Genomic DNA, 15,700 nt, shown 5'->3' on the forward strand with positions numbered 1-15,700 from the left:
CCGCAAAGCCACACACTTCCTCGCGTTCCTCACCCTCGCCGCGGCGCTGACCTGCTTCAAGAAGCTGACGAAACGCACCACATGAGACGTGGTCTTAGGCTTGACACAAAGAGCCCGGAGTTCTTTCGCCGTCAACTCTCCTTGGAGGTCGACCCACGCTTGGGCATGCGTGGACCGAAAGGTCTTCACCTCGACGTCCTCGAACACTGGGTCGTCGAACTCCGCTGTGCATTTGTAGCAGCGGTAGATTGGCCGCTTGGTCTTCCGCGGCTCGTAGTTTGTGGAGTTGCAGCTCGCTGTTGGGCACCGACCGCGCCGCTTGACTGCGTTGCCGACTGCGATCTGCTCGATTACCGAGGCTCCCAGAAGCTCTATCTCGTCCCAAAGCACCACTATGTCGCCGATCCTCACCTGCAGGTGGTTGGGCACGGTGCTGTCCCAGCTGTAATGCCGAGCGGGATCATCGTCGTACTTGTCTCCGCCACCAAGCCTGCGGTAGTCCGGCTTAGACATGACAAGCCACGCCTGCCGGTCGGCTGGCAACTTCGACACCTTGTTGTTCTTCTCCACGGCTCCTGCCAAGGTTCCTGTTATTCAGGCGAATCGCCTTTTTCTCGGCTCTGTCCGAGACCGCTGACGAGCATTGATGGCGGCGCAGCTGAGCAACACCTGGGTCGGCGGTCCTGCTCAGCAGGACATGCTCTTCAGCGCGCGTCGATTCAGCGCCGCCGGTGTCATGGCTACCGGCGGCGTTTGACTTCTTCTGGGTCAGACCGACTTTTTAGGGCGACCCCGCCGCCCGGACGCCGATGCAAGACCGAGCCTCACATAGGTGTCGTGATGCGACAGCCGCTCCAAACCGCGGTCTGAGTTCGCGAGATGCCGCAGGACCTTGTCAATGGCCTTCTCATAGGTGCTGCGCTGGGCGCCGGCGGTGCCAACCTTCCAGTCACCGTTTTTGTCCAGAGTCGTGAGAACCAAGGTGTTCTCGAAGAAGTCGTGCACCTGGATCTTATTGCCATCGCTGTCCTTGTGAGCCCGAAGCTCGTCCCGGCGCCATGGAATCGACTTCGCCATAACATCGACTGCAAGCTGCGGAGAGATGCCCTGAACGCGGGCCGCGGCGAGGACAGTGACCACCGTGTACAAGCCACTCGCCGCACCGTGAACGTACTGATCTTTGAAGTCGGCTACCGTCAAGGTCCCCTTGGACAGCTCCCTCCACCCCGGCAGGGTGCGGTAGGCGTAGTCGATGATCGCGATCGCCTCGTCGCCGAGAGCCTCAAGGGCAGCCTGCTCCGAAATCCCGTCACGCTTCTGCCGATTGCCGACCAACTCACGCAGAATATTCTCGCGCTGCTCAGGTGTGCGGTCGCGAACTCCGACGCCGGTCAGGTTCGCTGCAGCGTTACGCACGGCGGCTGCTGCATACAGGCCTTCGAAACTTTGCCCTTTCCTGGCCGCAAGTTCCTTCGAAGCCTTCTGCCCGAGGTACGTGGAGCGATTCTTGAACAGCTGGGATCCAGCCATCACATACGACCCGAGCCGGTTCTGCAGAGTCGTCTTATCCATCACAGCGATCAGAGAGGCGCTGATCGGTTTGGTGCTTGCCATGCGCACGAACGTGGTCGACAAGACGTCGACGTCGTCCTCCAGCAGCATCTCGATCGCTACGCTCGACGCGGCCAATCGGCCCCGGATCTCCAGAAGGTGCGGGTCAGCGTCATCCTTGAGGTCACGAACCTGCCTCCAAGCGGCCAGCATCGCAAATGTACGGTGCTGACCGTCCTCGGTAACCGGATTCTCGGCATCCTCGAAGATGGTCATTTTGACCAGATCAGCACCGTCGCCGATCGTTCCAAGCTCCTCGATATGCACCTGGTCGGGTGGCATTGCCACCGTGAGCATCCCGAGAAACGGCCGGTCGGTCTCAAGCAGGAAGCTCTCGATCTTCTTCCAGTGCGACTCGGTTACGTCACGGTTTCCGGCCTGATGGCTCTCGACGTCGAAGTCGCGACGGTTGAGCAACCGGTCGAAGTTGAGCCGCTCGCCGACCTCCCTGATCGTCGCAGTGAACACAATCTTCTGCATCACACCTGCCTGAGTCCGGATACCGACCTTCTGCAGCTTGATCGCCTTCCCGATACGACCCCGAAGGGAGTCGAAATCGACCTCTGGGACGAGTTCCCCCTGCTCAACGCTATCGTTCATATGTGGACCCTCCAGTCCATAGGTGAGGCCGGTCTTCGTTCGCAGCGGGGCCGGCCTCGCTTCGTATTACCTGGACCAAGGTATGCGCCGGCGGTTTTCCAGTCAATAGGCCGGCTTGTAATAAGGAAATAGGCCGGCGAATTAAACCGGAGGGTTGGCATGTTCCCGCAGCCACGCTGACAACACGCGGCCCCTCGCTGACTAGCTGCCGATCAGTAGCTACTTTCAATGCTGCAAAGTTGCTGCTGGAGTGGCCATTCGGCAGCTCAATGACCGGTCCACTGCATTCGAGCTGTGGTGGGTCTGCCCTACTCGTCTGTGCACACACGAGCCTCGTCGGCGGGTACTTCTGCCCCTTGGTGGTGGCGCTTGCGCCTCCACCCGGGCAGGCCACCGGCCTGCCCCTTAACGCCTGCTCTTCGCGCGCAGAGGCTCCAAGGTCAAGGGTGGCCGTAGGCCATCGGCGAAGCCGACGCGAAGCGCCCTTGAGGTTGGAGGGGCGCGGGAACACAATGCAGGCGCTACCACCCAGGGGCACGCGGCCGCAGGCCGCGCACGGCGCAACGCGTCGACAGTGCCTCACCGCGCAACCTCCGACCGGGCAGCTTTCCCCGGTCCATAACCGTGCGCGCCGGACGCGTGCCGGTCAGGTCGCGGTGGCCACCCCAAGCGCTCCGCGCGCTGCACACTGGTGCAGCTGCACGAACAGCGCCCCACGCACCCGCCGTCACACGCGCCATGTCAGCCGAGCCGCACGCATAGCCGCGTGCAGTAGACCGCAGCCGATGCAGACGACACCACCACCGTCACCGTCTCCCAACGCAACCCACTCGCGAACTTTCCGATGCCCACCCAACGCAACCACTTCTCTTTCTCTCAACCACCACCCCAACCCTCCCTTTCTGATCTTTTGATTTCTGATTGCTCCCCCACCCCCACCCAGTCCGACATCTCGTTGAACACGCAGTGGGCGATGAGATGTCGGACTGGGTGGGGGTGGGGGAGTGAGCAGAAATCCCGCCCTTCAACCAGCTCACGGAGGGTTGGGGTGGTGGTTGAGAGGCGCGAAAATCGCGCACCCGCTTGTATGCGTGATTCGCTCGAAAGTTGCGCGTTTCTTGCACACTCGATAGCCGACAAGATCGAACTCTCGACCCACCGAAACCACGGCGAGAAGGCCCTTCCTCGGCCGGATAGCGTGAGCCCGGCTCGGTGGTTGTTCAAGGGCGCTCCTGCGTCGCGTCGCCTGCGGCGATGGCCTGCCGGCCACCCTTGAGCAACCACCGCTCCGGGCTCGTTGTGCCTGCGGAGGAAGGGGCCAGGGGAAAGGTCAGGGGATGGACAGCCGAGTTGTAGACCGGCTGTAGACACGAAGAAGCCCGGCCGAATTCACGGCCGGGCTTCGGGCGGTTGGTCGGGTTACTCGGCGGGCGGGAGGTAGGCGACCAGTTCGTAGACGCGGCCGTAGCCGCCGCCCTCGACCGGGCCGACGTAGACCAGCTGATCGAGACGACCGCCGATCGCGAATCCGCCGGCCCGAGCACGGCGCACGCCCGCGGCGATCGCGCGCTGCACATCCCGATCCAATGTGATCGAGCGCAAGCCCTCGTCCTCGGAGTCGGCGCGCTCGTCGGTCTCCAGGATCAGCGCGGTGTCGATGACGGGATCCCCGGCCGGGGCGACCATCGGCTTGCGGTTGACCCAATACAGCGGCTGCCCCGAGCTGTTGTGACGGTGGCGCCGCACCACGGCGACGATCTCGCCGGACACCGTGGTGTTCGGCTCCACGTCGCGGCCGAACGGGTTGCGGGCGCCCTGGCTCATCAGCTCGGCGTTGATCTGGTCCAGGTCGGTCAGTGCGTTCGTCATTTTGGTTACTCCTTGGTTATCGGTGTTGGGTGGTGGGGTTATCCGGCGATCAGCCGGACGGTCGAGCCAGCTGGCAGCGCCAGCTGCTCACGGTGGGTGTCGCCTTCGGTCTTGAGGCGGGCGAGGATCTTGCCGACCGAGCCGTGGTGCAACCCGACGATCGGGGCGATCTCGCGGTAGGAAAGGCCTGCCTGGTGCAGTCGCAGGATCTCCGCGTCGCGTGCTGCTGTCGCATCGGTTTCGGCCGGTGTCGCCTCCACGTCGGCGGGTGTCGCCTCGGTGTCGCCCGATTTCGGAGCGGTGTCGCCGGTTGTCGCCTGCGCGACGGGTGCTGTCGCCTGCGGGGACGGGGTGCGGGGGACCTCCATCAGCGCGGTGAGCGCGTGCGTCACGGCCAGCGCGGCGATCGGGGCGGCTCCTGCCACCGCTGCGGCAGCGGGAGCGGGCAGCAGCAGATCGTCGGCTTTCCAGGCGTGGACGCCGTTTCCGATCAAAGACACCAGCTCAGCGGCGGCAAGCTCGGCCCAGAAGAACCGTCGAGTCGCGGCCGGTACCAGCACGCCGATCTTCTCGCGCCGGTTCAACGCCACCAGCGAGAACGCGGCCTGGACGATCGGGCCGTCCACGATCACCGGGGCGCCCCACGCCAATCGGGAGTCGATTCCGGACATGACCGCCACACCGTGCAGCGCGATCGCCGACCAGAAGAACGCCGCGATGCTCACTGCCGCGAGCGACAGCAAGGCGACAGCCTCAGCGGCGTTCCACGACGGCGGCGACACCTGCGACGCAGTGCTCGTGGGAGCGGGCGACGCGGCGACGCCAGACGGCGACGCGGTGTCGCCGGAGTGCGACAGGGTGTCGCTCATCGTTCGTAGTCCTCTCGGTTGGTGTCCGACACGGCCCACAGGCCGTAGACAGGGGTGTGGATCAGGCGTTCCTGCTCGGCGTGCAGCGCGTGCCCGGCGAGCTGATCCAGCGCGTTGTCCAGATCGCAGGCAAGCTCCCGGTTAAGGTCTTCCAGCCGCGCGGCCTGGTGCTCGGCGGCATCCAGCGCCGCCAGCGCAGCGGCCAACCGCTCCTCCAGATCCGCGGCACGCTCATTCGCCGCGATCAACCGCTCCTCCACGTCGTCAGTGGTCGCACCGGCCGACGCCGGCCGGACGACGGCCACCGACGACGAGGGCGCGACCAAGGACACCGACTGCGACGGCGACCGCAGCGGCGTCGGCCGCACAGCCAGCTCGTCGGCGAAGTAGTCCGCGGCAGTGGCGGGCATCGTCGCCTCGACCGCCGGGGCGCTCACCGCTGCACTCCGTCACGCTCGGAGTTCGCCATCGACGCCGCCAGCGCGTTGCCGGATCGGTAGTCCGCCAACGCCGATCGGGGCGCGGTAGCGCGGGTAATGTCGTTCATTGGTTCGGCTCCCTGCTGGATATCTGTGGTGTCGGACCGTCGGTGCATGCCGGGCGTTGCACCGCCCGGCATGTCCGTGGACAGCTCTGCGGTGCGCGCGGCGGCGAACGCGCCCGACACCGGGACCGGCCCCGCGGCCGGGCGGGCCTGCGCCGGATCCGACCAGCCCTCGCCGCGTTCGGCGGCGGCGAGCTGCTGGCGGGCCTGCTCGATCGAGCGCGGCTCGACCACCCAAGCGCCGTGCCCGGTCAGCTCGCGAGCGTGCTGCTGGCTGCGCCAGTCGATCTCGCTGATCGGGAGGAAACCCTGGGCCTGATCGACGGCGATCTGCTCGTGCATGCGCCGCATGGTGTCCGGCGCCCACTTCCAATCGCCGTGCGCGTCCTCCAGGTACCGCCAAGCGTCGCCGTACTCGTCGCCACGGTCGAGCCAGCGCTCGGAGATGGCATTGGCCCGGCCGGAGATCACGTCCATCTGGTCCATGGTTTCGGCGTGGACCGCGGTGTCGTGCAGGTCCTTCGCGCGGTCGAAGTCCGCCCGCATCAACACCTCGGTCGGGTCCTCGACCCGTCCGGCGTAGCGGTTGATGTACAGGTCATCCAGGTCGTTGCTGCTCATCGGTCCATTCCTTCCCGGTCGTGTCCGTTGTGGGTGATGGCCTCGGCAAGGCTGTTGCCGGGCCGGTAGTCCGCCAGCGCGGAGCGGCTGCTCGATACGGACGCCTTGGCCTGCTCGGCCTGGTGCTTCGCGGCCGGGCGACCGGACTCGTCAGAGGTGCTGCGCTCCTGATGAGCGCGGGCAGCCTCGCGCGCATGATCCAGCACATGCTCGACCAAGCCCCGCTCAGAGGATTTGCGCCCGGCCTCGAAAACCGCATTGGCGTCGGCGATCTCCTGAGACAGGCCACCGCCGAACCGATCCCTTCCCGCCTGCCGTACGGGACTGCCCAGCCGCTGGTCGGCCGGGGTCCGCTCCGACCGCGGGGCCTGGCGAGCCTGCTCGGCCTGGCGCTCCGGGCTGCCGAACCGCTCCTGTGCCGGGGTGCGCTCGGCGAGCTTCGCCACCGCCTCGTCGCGCTCAAAGCGCAACTGGTCACGCTGTCCGGTGACCTGTTCAAGCTCCTGCGACAGTGCGTAAACCTCGCCGCCGCGTTCGGCCAACGCCGAGACGACATCGTTTCGCTCGGTCGTGACTTGCGTCAGCTGCCGGGTGAGCCGGGCGTTCTGCTCGGTCAACTCGTTGTTGTGCTCGATCGACAACCCGTGCCGGGTGGTCAGTTCCGCGAGTTTCTTATCCCGCTCGGTGAGCTGACCGGACAGCTGCTCGATCTCGCGACCACGCTGGGCGAGGTCCTCGGCGAGCCGGTGTCGCTCGGCCACGATCTGCACCACCGACGCGGGCGGCTGCTGCTCGCCGCGCTCCTGTGCGGAGGAGACGCGCTCGATGCTCTCGCGCCACTGGGTCACCTCGTCGGCGACCATCGACCGGCCACCCTGAGCGCGGAACACCGGGTCCTCGTGGCCTTCGCTGGAGGTCTCGGAGGCGGCGACGTGCACCGTGGTGCCGGGCGCCGGCCGAATCACCGCCAGCTGCTGCGCGGTCCAACGCGCCGAATCCGCCTCGGTGGCGTGCTCGCCGCGCTCGTGCACCACCTGATTCGCGTTCTCCGGCAGGTAGGTGACGGTGCTGCCGAACCGCAGCTCCTCCTGCTGCTCGGGTGCCTGCTCGACCTCGCGGGCCTGCGCGGGCTGATCGCGGTGCACCCGCCCGGCCAGTGTCCGATCGCGCAGCACGGCCTCCCGTTTGGCCACGATGTCATCGACGTCTTCGGGACTGCCCTGGTGGCTGTACAGAACCGCGCCGTCGCTGCGGGCGTCGGTGGCCTGGACTTCCAGGGCGGTCCCGTCCGACCACGAAGTGCGGCGGATGTTGCGCTGCAACCAGTCAGTTGCGGTGTGCGGGGTGGCGAACGCACGGGACTCGGTGAGCTTCCCGCCGTCCGGATCGGTCCACGTCATCGCCGCGGTGTAGCGGTGGCGATCGGTCTGCGCGGCATCGATCCGGGCCAGCAGCGCCTCCTCGGCGTTGGCGCGGTGCGCGGCGTCCAAACCCTGCTGCCACTCCGCACGTTCGCGGTCGGCGTAGCGGTTGACGTTGACCGTCTCGCGAGCCACCCGCGCCCGGTAGTGCAAGGCTTCCAGGCCCTTGACCTTGTGGGCGCGGGCGAACAGGTTGCCGGTCTTGTACTCCGGGAACACCGTCACCGCGTCCAAACCGTCCAGGGCGATGCCCTGCTCGGTGCGGGTCAAGTGCCCGTCGCCGATGAACTGCACCGCGAGCCGGTCGCGGTGCTCGACCAGGGCGCGAGCGTCGCGGGCGCGGCGGTCGTGATCCACGCGCGGATCGTTGGCCCGCTGGGCGACGGCCTGGGCGTGCACGCGGTAGCGGTCGACGGCCTGATTGGTCCACGACAGGTGGTTGGTGCGGGACTTCTGCTGCTCGCGGCGCTCGGTGCGGACCAGGCGGCTGATCTCCTTGCGGGCCCGGCGGCGTTCCAGCCAGTTCGCGGCCTGGGCGTGGCGCTGCATCGCCGTGCGCATCGCGGCACTGAACTGGCGTGCCTGCGCGATCATCTCGTCCTCGGGACTGCGATCGGACATGATCAGTTCTCCTTCGTGGGTGTTGTGGGTGTTGCGGAACTCATGCGGCGGGTCTCCATCGCGGCGCGGCGGCGCGCGAGCTGCTCGACGTGGCGGCGGATCCAGGAACCGGTGTCGACCAGGGCGTAGGCGAGCATCCGCACGGTCTCGATGGCGCCGGAGCGTCCGGCGCAGTGCCACCACGCGAACGCCGCCAAAGCCAGCACGTACAGCGCCAGCGGGCCAGGCAGCGGCAACACCGACACCGCGACGACCGCGCCGGTCGTGGTCGCCACCGCCGGACCCCAGATCCGCACGCTGTCGCGGGCCTTGGTGATCCGGGAGACGTGCGGGGTGACGGTGCGCCCGACGGTGCCGCCGTCGGGCACGATCGGCACCAGCTGGGCGGCGAGCTTCTGCGCCTCGCTGCCTTCCATGTCGGCGGTGAGCGCGTCGAGTACCTGCTGCTCGCGGGCCTGCTGCGCGGCGCTACGGCCACCCAGCTCCTCGCCGTGGTCCTCAGGTTCAATCGGGTTCGGGAAAGCCATCGCTCGTAACTCCTTGTCGTATGGGTGGTTCAGGCCGGACGGCGCTTGGTCATGTCGATCACCGGCGCCAGGCCGTCGGTGTCGTTGTCGGGTTCCAGGCCGGTGACCTCGGCGATGCCGGGCAGCGGACGAATGCGCTTGAGTTCGGCGTCATCCAGCGGAGACACCCGGCCCCAGCGGGCGCGGCCACCGGCCACCTGGACCACGTCGCCTTTGGCCATGGCGCGCAGCCGGTTCGGGGGGATGAGGAACTGGTCGCCGGACTGCACGTTGCCCTCGTCGCCAGCGACGGTGCCGCTGATCAACTTGCGCGACCGCTCGAACTTCGGGATGGTGCCGTACTTCTTGGCCAGGGTCTCCGGGTCCGACGAGCGCATCAGCAGCGAGCCACCGGAAGCGGCGGCGACCAGGCCGGTGCGGTTGTCGTCGTCGTGACCGAGGCCCTGCCAGGACTGCGCGATCCACCACGACCCGATGCCGGCCTTACGCAGGCGCTCGACCCACTTCACCGCGCGGGTCTTGCCGTCCGACACCGCCGAGAACTCATCGACCACCATTAGCGAGGTGCGGCCGTGCTGCTTGTCGGCGAGCTGCTCGAACATGGTGCCGATCGCGCCGAACTGGGCGCGGGCCCGATCCGGGGTCTTCACGCCCTCCAGCACGATGTAGAGGACGTCGAAGTCGGTCAGCTCCTTGTCGCCGTCGAACGCCTCACCCAGCGCGCGGTAGAGGTTGGCGAACTCCGCGCGAGCGGAGTTGATGACCGGCTGCTTGCCGTCGATGGCCGAGCGGATCTCCATGTCGATGCCCATGACGCCGGTCCAGACCTCGGCCCCGGGCTGCCCACCCCACAGCTTCGCCAGGCGCTCCACGTCGAACCGCGACAGGAACTCCAGCCAGCTGCGCGGCGGGTTGAGCCCGATCGGCGTCGGCACACCGTCGATGACCTCGACCCGCGCCGGGGCGTCCACGATCAGGTGGATCAGGGTCTCGCGGATCTCGTGAAAGTACTTCTCGGTGTCCGTGGTCGGCGTGCTGCCGCCGGAGACCATCGCCGAAAGGATCGAACGCAGATCGTCCACGATGACCTTCTGCGCCTTGACCTCCAGCGCGTCGAAGTCGGCCCGCGGCCACATGCCCAGCGACACGTCATCGGGGAAGACCCCGATCCGCGGCGCGGGCACACCCAGCGCCGTGAACCACTTCCGGACCCTGAGTGCGACCTTGCGGGACTCGGGGCCGCCGTTGCAGTCGACCACGATCGCCAGCGGACGACCGGGACGATCCAGTCGCCACCACTGCCGGTGCCGCATCCACGTGGTGATGAACCACGACACCAACAACCGCACCATCAGCGTCGTCTTGCCCGACCCCGACCCGGCGACGGTGGTCATGTGCTCGGCGACGTTGATCCACTGCAGAATCAGCCGGGTCTCGGTGCGGCCCAACAGCAGCCGGGCCATGCTCTTGGGCGGGGCCTGGTCGATCTCGAGCGCCAGGCGCCCGATCACCAACTCCGGATTCAGCCCGCCCGTGGTGAATGGAAGACGCCGGCGCGACAACCGCGCGGCGGCGCGCTGCTCGCGCTGGGCCTGCGCCCACAACGCCCGCTCCGTGCGCGCCGGGGACTTCAACCCGACGGTGGCCAGCTGGACACGGCGGTTGGTGTGGGTGATGGTCGCGGTCAACCACGCCAACGGCACCAAGACCACGGCCATGCCGAGCAGTCCGGCGGTGTACTGGCCCTCCAGGAACTCCTGCGCAGCCTCGTTGACCATCCGGCCGGGCTCGAACACATCCCACGCCCACAACGCGGTCGCGCCCGGCATCGCCAACACGCTGCCGATCAGCCAGTTCCGCAACCGCGTGGGCTTCCACGCCAGCACGGTCGCCGGGATCAGGATCATGATCGTCATGACCAGGATCGCGATCACGCACGCCGCGATCAGCAGCGCGCCATCGGCCAGGCCCTCCAGCGACCACGTGCTGAAATCGGGCAGCCACCCGGGCGGGTCGTGGTCCAGGCCGATCGGCGGCATCTTCCGCTCGATCTGAATCGGCGCGCCCGGCGCGGGCGACGGCGACGGCGTAACAACCGGCGTCTGCGCGTACGGGGCGCAATCGGTTGGCGTAAGAATTGGAGTGCAATCGGTCATGATCAGACCGCCTTTCCTTCGTTCGGGTCTGCGACCTGGGGGATTTCGTGATCAGCGGCGGCTCCGCCCGCGATCACCCGGAGCCCGGGTCGCGAAGCGAGCGAGGAAGACGTCTCGGCGTTCTTCTTGGCCAGCAGCCCGTCCAGATCGACCAGACGCAGCTTCGGGCCCTCCGACAGATCCAGACCGGCCGCAGCACCCCGGATCACGTTCTTCACCGCTTCACCGCGGCAGTAATAGGTCAGGCCCACGCAATTGGCGCGCCGGGCCACATCCAGCGCCTGCGCCACCGAAGTACGCGCAGCCGCAATGCTTTTCGCCGTGAGTTCGACTTCGACGGCCCACAGCTCACCGGCGCTGGTGAGGTAGCGGCCGTCGTGAATGTGCGGGCGAGGCTGCCCGGCCTTCACCAGACCGACATCCGCGCGCATCGACCGCTCCGAGATCCAGCGGTCCAGATCCAGACCGACCAAAGCCAGACGCAGCTGCAATACGGCCTTGGTGTGAGCGGCCATTTTCGGCGTCGGCACCCAGTAGCGCACCGACCGACCCAGCAGGGCCTCCGCTGAGGACTTCGTGGGGAAGATCCACGAAGGACCCGGAACAGGCCGCATGCGCTTGGCGCTGATCATCTGAGCGGCTTCCCACTTCGCCGTGATCCGATAGGCGCGGTTGATGCTCACACCCAACATCTCGGCGACCACATCCAGCGGCGCCCCGTACATCTCGGCCAGGACCGTCAGGCCAGCCAGATCACGCGGCGAGAGTCGAAAACTCATCGGTCGTACCCCTCCCGTTCGGTCTCTCCCTTGAACACGTCGGCCAGGGACGAACCCGGCCGGTAGTCCGCGAGAGCGCTGGTGGATGTGTTCCAGCCCGGACCCGGATCCCCAGCCGCCTGTTCGAACTCGGTGCGGTCGACGCCGTGGCGCTCAGCCGCACGCAGCTGGTGCTCACGCGTCGCCTTCGCCAACGCCTCCAGCTGGGCCGGGGTCGCGGGCCGCTTCGGCGCGGCCTGGTTCACGTCGAACAGGTGTGCCTCCAACGGCTCTCGACGGCTACCGCGTGAGCGGTGCAGCTTCGCCGCGATGTCCTGCCCGTTAGGACGAAGCCCCTCGGCCGCCAGCTGCCGACGGGTCCGCAGATGCGTCGGCGCGGTGCGCCACTCGTAAACCGGGACACCTCCCTGGTACTCGGCCGCGGTCACCGGTTCACTCCCTGATCCGGGCGGCGCCAGACAATCTCCATGGCCCGTCCCGTCCTGGACATGACCACCGCGAGACCACACGCCACGAACAGCCGGTGACGGCGTGGGAAGTAGCGGCGACGCAACTCCTCACAACGAGCAGTGACCTGATCCATCGCATCGATCACCGCGTCGATATCCGCCCCGGTAAGGCCACGAGCGTTGGCCTCGCGCAACGCTGCCGATGCGGCGTCCCGCGCGGCATCGATCGCCGCGACCTCGACCGCGAACTCGGGCGGCAACACGCGCCTGGTCACCGCGTCACCTCCGGCGCCTGCGAGCGCGGCACACACGACCCCGCCGGTTCCGCCGGCACTCCCGCGTTCACGGGTCGGCAGATACTCGGCGACGGCAGGTAGTGCTGCTGATCGATCCACGCCGCCGTGCACCCGCCCATCCCGATCAGCAGCAGCACACCGAACGCGGCAAGCCGCACCGTCGGCGGCAACAGCCCCAGCGGGGCGAACACCGCACTGGTCCCGGTGAACTCCGGACCGGCCATCGAATGCAACGGGTTGTGCCCGCCACGGCGGTCGAAGTGCGTGACCGTGTACCCCTCAACCGGCGGGCCTTGCCGCCACGGCGCGGTCACAGCGACCGCCCCTCATCAACCTCGGCGCGTTCGACCAGCGCGTTCCCCGGCCGGGAATCGGCAAGAGCACTCGGCTGAGCGGTCCGCTCCGGCTGGTACTCGCGCACCTTCACCGCCAGCTCGCGCGCTGGGCGCAGGCTGTACTTCAAGGTCCCGGCCATATGGCCAGCGGCAACGTCGAGGTTCTTCGCCGTCCATTCGACATTGACGCAGCCGAACTCCTCCGGCACCGGCGAACCAGAGTCCGACGGCTTGTCGAACTGCCCCGCCTCAGCGTGCGCCTCCAGCGCCCGGTACCGGCCCTGCAACGCAATCACGCGCTGCCGCAACAACTCCTGCGCACAAATAACCGCATCCAACTCGTCCGACAAGTCGGCCGGATCGTGCAACGGCTCATTGAGGCTCATCGCCGAACCCGCCACCGCCGCGACGCACGCCAAAACGCGACACCGCCCAGCACCATCGCCGTGAAGACGACAACTTCCGGCGCTGTCAACACGAGGTAGCCGACCGCGACCGCGGCGACCATCACACCGAATGTCCGCGCCCGCATTACGCGACTCCTGTCTCGTTCAAGGGACGGACCAGCGCGAGGACCTGATCTCGATCGACCTTGATGAGCCTCGGGCCGACCTGGAAACCCTGCAAAAGTCCGCCGTCCACCCAGCGACGGACGGTCCGCGGGTGGACTCCCCCGGCCAGTTCCGCCGCGACGCGGAGGCTGATCAGCGTCTTCGGTCCACCGACCGAGCCACTTCGTCTGCTCATAAATGTCACTCCTTTGGCGACGTGTCACTACGTATACACAACAGAGTATGTGTAGTTACGTATGTGCACAAGACCTACACATGTGTAGACGCCAAAGGGCACGAAAAAGGCCTGATCAACGCGTTGATCAGGCCCCTATACGCTTCGACCGCAGCCGGTGCGGTCAGGTCAGGTCAGGTGTCCCGCCTGCCCGTGGCGACCGATTCAGGCTCTAATGCCATCCGGAACAGGAACGCGTCATACCGGTCACGTGGATACGAGATGTTCGAGATCATGAGCACTTGCTCCTCACTGTCGATGTAGCGCTGAAATACAGCCTTGACCAGCTCGCCGGACGGAGTTTTGAGCCACTCGGCATGACTCGCCGGCGGCAGGGAGTCTGTGATGGTCTCCTCCAGGAACGCCGCCGCCGAGACATCTGCCGCATCGACCGGCTGATAGCTATCTGACACGGAGATCGGTCGCCCGCCTTCCGATGCGCGCACAATGACATGCGTCAACTCGGCGCCGACTTTGACACCGAGCTTGTCCGCGAGGTCTTCCGTAGCGGCAACACTCCTGATGTCGCGCTCCACCTCCACCGACTCGGTTGCTTCGTTCTCGAATGTGGTCTCGGGCTGCTCGAACTGACGCTCGGGCGACACCCTGGTGAGATTGGGCCGGTCGGCAACGAAGGTGCCCTTCCGGCGCTCCGTTCGCACCAATCCCTGACCGAGAAGCAACTCGATCGCATTGCGGATTACGATCTGCGACACGCCATGGCGCTTCGCCAGTTCCGGGTAGCTCCGCAGCTGGGTTCCCGGCGGGAGTTCACCAGCCCTGATCTTGCGTGCGTATTCACCCGCGATCTTCACGTATGCCGGTTCAGCCACTGTCAATCCCCTCGCTTCGTCCATTCAGGCAGGAGTTAGCCACCCCTACCGATACACAACTACGTATACATACATCATCGCAGTTTGCGGGAAGTGGGGTTATGCGTTTGCGTGACTTCTAGCCCTACTTCCGACGAGCCCAGCTCTCCGCTTTGTCGTGCAGGTTCCACCAGGACACGAACTGCGTATCCTCACCAACCTGCTCCCACCCGGAAGCGAGCTTGTCGAAGAAGGCGTCAGTGCCGGTCTTGCCGCCGCGAGGTTCGCCAACGTAGATCAGCGTGTCGCCTCCGGCCTCCTCGAACGCCTCGAGCGCGTCAGTGGACATCGGATTTCCCCACCCCGGCGGCCAGCACAAGAAGAGGACTCGGCGCGATTCCTCTCCAGCTTCCCGAGCTGCGGCCAGATCGGCCAGGTCGCCGACTTCGTGCCAGACATCCAACTGTCCCGCTCCCCCACGAAACGACACATTCTCGATCTCGCCGGGCGGTTCTGAGTCGAACGCCAAGACATCGACACCGCGGCGTCGCAGTTGTTCCGCCCAGTATCCGCGCCCGGCGCCGATCTCCAACAGCCCTCGACCCGCACAAACAGCGGCGATCCACTCCAGCGTCTCGGGCGACGGGATCGCATAGGCATATGCCTCCTGGAGAACCGTCTGCGCATAGGCCAGTCGCGCACTACCCTTCGCTACCCCGCCGTTGACCTCACGACGCCCACCGCGTTCGGCCGGGGCCGCACTGACGGAGGCGCCAACGATGTCCCAGTACGGATTCTCACTGTCACCGCCCGTCATGTAGTGCAGCAAACGAATATCAAAGGCTCTATCGCCCTCAGCGTCACCGGTTCCGGGGATAGCAGCGGCAGTGTCGAGGTACTCGGCAACCCTGGGATACGAAGTGCGGAAGCGCGTTTCGTCCCCAAGAAGATCGGACAGCTCTTCACGACGCTCTGGTGTCAATACGAATCCTGTCACCCAGTCGATTGTGCCGACCTCGACGGCCGCTTGGTTGGCTATGGGCGGCACTGCCACTCGGCATGCACATCGCTTGTGGCACAGCAGACGCCGACGTTGGCAATCCCCGTGGGGCAAAGAGTCTCTGCCTGTGGGGCAGCCATGGGGCAGACAGCCGTATCGTTGTGTACACTCGCGTCCCGAACGCACAAACCGAAACAGCCAGAAATACGCTGGTTAAACATACATTCGTGTCCGAGTTGTTGACGTATGTCCAGCCAGTTTGATAAGAGAGCCGAAAAGGGACTTTTAATCCGCAGGTCGTAGGTTCGAGCCCTACTGGGGGCACAGGCGCCGGGCGCCCGGGTCACCCCGGGCGCCCGTCCCGTTTCTCGGAGTTGTCCGCGGGCCGGGCACTTGTTGTGCCG

The 15,700-nt window shown here is 66.5% G+C and carries 17 protein-coding genes; all 17 read right to left on the minus strand.

All coding sequences use genetic code 11. The annotated features are described in order from the left end of the window. A partial coding sequence (locus ACWEKR_RS27775) for a hypothetical protein (RefSeq protein WP_452356950.1) occupies positions 1-570 on the minus strand: 570 nt, incomplete at its 3' end. A 198-nt stretch (positions 571-768) separates the two neighbouring features. Then, positions 769-2,211 (minus strand): DNA sulfur modification protein DndB, encoded by a 1,443-nt coding sequence (locus ACWEKR_RS27780; RefSeq protein ID WP_452356951.1) that lies wholly within the window; start codon positions 2,209-2,211, stop codon positions 769-771. A 1,419-nt stretch (positions 2,212-3,630) separates the two neighbouring features. After that, entirely contained in the window at positions 3,631-4,080 is a 450-nt protein-coding gene (locus tag ACWEKR_RS27785; protein WP_452356952.1) for a hypothetical protein, read from the minus strand. A gap of 38 nt (positions 4,081-4,118) precedes the next feature. Further along, complete coding sequence (locus tag ACWEKR_RS27790) at positions 4,119-4,949, minus strand: DUF2637 domain-containing protein (protein WP_452356953.1); 831 nt, start codon at positions 4,947-4,949, stop codon at positions 4,119-4,121. Further along, a complete protein-coding gene (locus ACWEKR_RS27795) occupies positions 4,946-5,386 on the minus strand; it encodes a hypothetical protein (protein WP_452356954.1) in 441 nt (146 codons plus the stop codon). Before ACWEKR_RS27795 ends, ACWEKR_RS27790 begins: the two co-directional genes overlap by 4 nt. After that, entirely contained in the window at positions 5,383-6,114 is a 732-nt protein-coding gene (locus tag ACWEKR_RS27800; protein WP_452356955.1) for a hypothetical protein, read from the minus strand. The genes ACWEKR_RS27795 and ACWEKR_RS27800 overlap by 4 nt, the downstream gene beginning before the upstream one ends. Beyond that, positions 6,111-8,156, minus strand: coding sequence for a hypothetical protein (locus ACWEKR_RS27805; protein ID WP_452356956.1), 2,046 nt, complete (start codon positions 8,154-8,156; stop codon positions 6,111-6,113). The genes ACWEKR_RS27800 and ACWEKR_RS27805 overlap by 4 nt, the downstream gene beginning before the upstream one ends. Before the next feature lie 2 nt (positions 8,157-8,158). Continuing rightward, positions 8,159-8,683 carry a hypothetical protein gene (locus ACWEKR_RS27810; protein ID WP_452356957.1) on the minus strand — a complete coding sequence of 175 codons (525 nt, stop codon included), beginning with the start codon at positions 8,681-8,683 and terminating at the stop codon, positions 8,159-8,161. 29 nt (positions 8,684-8,712) lie between these two features. Continuing rightward, a complete protein-coding gene (locus ACWEKR_RS27815; protein WP_452356958.1) occupies positions 8,713-10,722 on the minus strand; it encodes a hypothetical protein in 2,010 nt (669 codons plus the stop codon). Positions 10,723-10,841: 119 nt separating this feature from the next. After that, complete coding sequence (locus tag ACWEKR_RS27820) at positions 10,842-11,618, minus strand: hypothetical protein (RefSeq protein WP_452356959.1); 777 nt, start codon at positions 11,616-11,618, stop codon at positions 10,842-10,844. Continuing rightward, entirely contained in the window at positions 11,615-12,046 is a 432-nt protein-coding gene (locus tag ACWEKR_RS27825; RefSeq protein ID WP_452356960.1) for an RRQRL motif-containing zinc-binding protein, read from the minus strand. The genes ACWEKR_RS27820 and ACWEKR_RS27825 overlap by 4 nt, the downstream gene beginning before the upstream one ends. Beyond that, a complete protein-coding gene (locus tag ACWEKR_RS27830) occupies positions 12,043-12,342 on the minus strand; it encodes a hypothetical protein (protein WP_452356961.1) in 300 nt (99 codons plus the stop codon). Before ACWEKR_RS27830 ends, ACWEKR_RS27825 begins: the two co-directional genes overlap by 4 nt. Then, the gene (locus tag ACWEKR_RS27835; protein ID WP_452356962.1) at positions 12,339-12,677 is read right to left on the minus strand and encodes a hypothetical protein; all 339 of its coding nucleotides are present in this window, start codon (positions 12,675-12,677) and stop codon (positions 12,339-12,341) included. Before ACWEKR_RS27835 ends, ACWEKR_RS27830 begins: the two co-directional genes overlap by 4 nt. Next, positions 12,674-13,084, minus strand: a complete 411-nt coding sequence (locus ACWEKR_RS27840; protein ID WP_452356963.1) for a hypothetical protein — start codon at positions 13,082-13,084, stop codon at positions 12,674-12,676. Before ACWEKR_RS27840 ends, ACWEKR_RS27835 begins: the two co-directional genes overlap by 4 nt. A gap of 145 nt (positions 13,085-13,229) precedes the next feature. Then, positions 13,230-13,445, minus strand: a complete 216-nt coding sequence (locus ACWEKR_RS27845; protein WP_195078191.1) for a DNA-binding protein — start codon at positions 13,443-13,445, stop codon at positions 13,230-13,232. Between the two features lie 173 nt (positions 13,446-13,618). Next, a complete protein-coding gene (locus ACWEKR_RS27850) occupies positions 13,619-14,317 on the minus strand; it encodes a GntR family transcriptional regulator (RefSeq protein WP_452356964.1) in 699 nt (232 codons plus the stop codon). Positions 14,318-14,441: 124 nt separating this feature from the next. After that, complete coding sequence (locus ACWEKR_RS27855; RefSeq protein WP_452356965.1) at positions 14,442-15,350, minus strand: hypothetical protein; 909 nt, start codon at positions 15,348-15,350, stop codon at positions 14,442-14,444. Positions 15,351-15,700: the final 350 nt, after the last annotated feature.

The organism is Nocardia sp. NPDC004573 (assembly GCF_053602135.1).

Bases quoted from the DNA above. Each gene is read 5' to 3' on its own strand.
- ACWEKR_RS27785 (WP_452356952.1), bottom strand. From the start codon at position 4,080: ATGACGAACGCACTGACCGACCTGGACCAGATCAACGCCGAGCTGATG.
- ACWEKR_RS27815 (WP_452356958.1), bottom strand. From the start codon at position 10,722: ATGCCGCCGATCGGCCTGGACCACGACCCGCCCGGGTGGCTGCCCGAT.
- ACWEKR_RS27820 (WP_452356959.1), bottom strand. From the start codon at position 11,618: ATGAGTTTTCGACTCTCGCCGCGTGATCTGGCTGGCCTGACGGTCCTG.
- ACWEKR_RS27780 (WP_452356951.1), bottom strand. From the start codon at position 2,211: ATGAACGATAGCGTTGAGCAGGGGGAACTCGTCCCAGAGGTCGATTTC.
- ACWEKR_RS27845 (WP_195078191.1), bottom strand. From the start codon at position 13,445: ATGAGCAGACGAAGTGGCTCGGTCGGTGGACCGAAGACGCTGATCAGC.
- ACWEKR_RS27810 (WP_452356957.1), bottom strand. From the start codon at position 8,683: ATGGCTTTCCCGAACCCGATTGAACCTGAGGACCACGGCGAGGAGCTG.
- ACWEKR_RS27800 (WP_452356955.1), bottom strand. From the start codon at position 6,114: ATGAGCAGCAACGACCTGGATGACCTGTACATCAACCGCTACGCCGGA.
- ACWEKR_RS27790 (WP_452356953.1), bottom strand. From the start codon at position 4,949: ATGAGCGACACCCTGTCGCACTCCGGCGACACCGCGTCGCCGTCTGGC.
- ACWEKR_RS27840 (WP_452356963.1), bottom strand. From the start codon at position 13,084: ATGAGCCTCAATGAGCCGTTGCACGATCCGGCCGACTTGTCGGACGAG.
- ACWEKR_RS27805 (WP_452356956.1), bottom strand. From the start codon at position 8,156: ATGTCCGATCGCAGTCCCGAGGACGAGATGATCGCGCAGGCACGCCAG.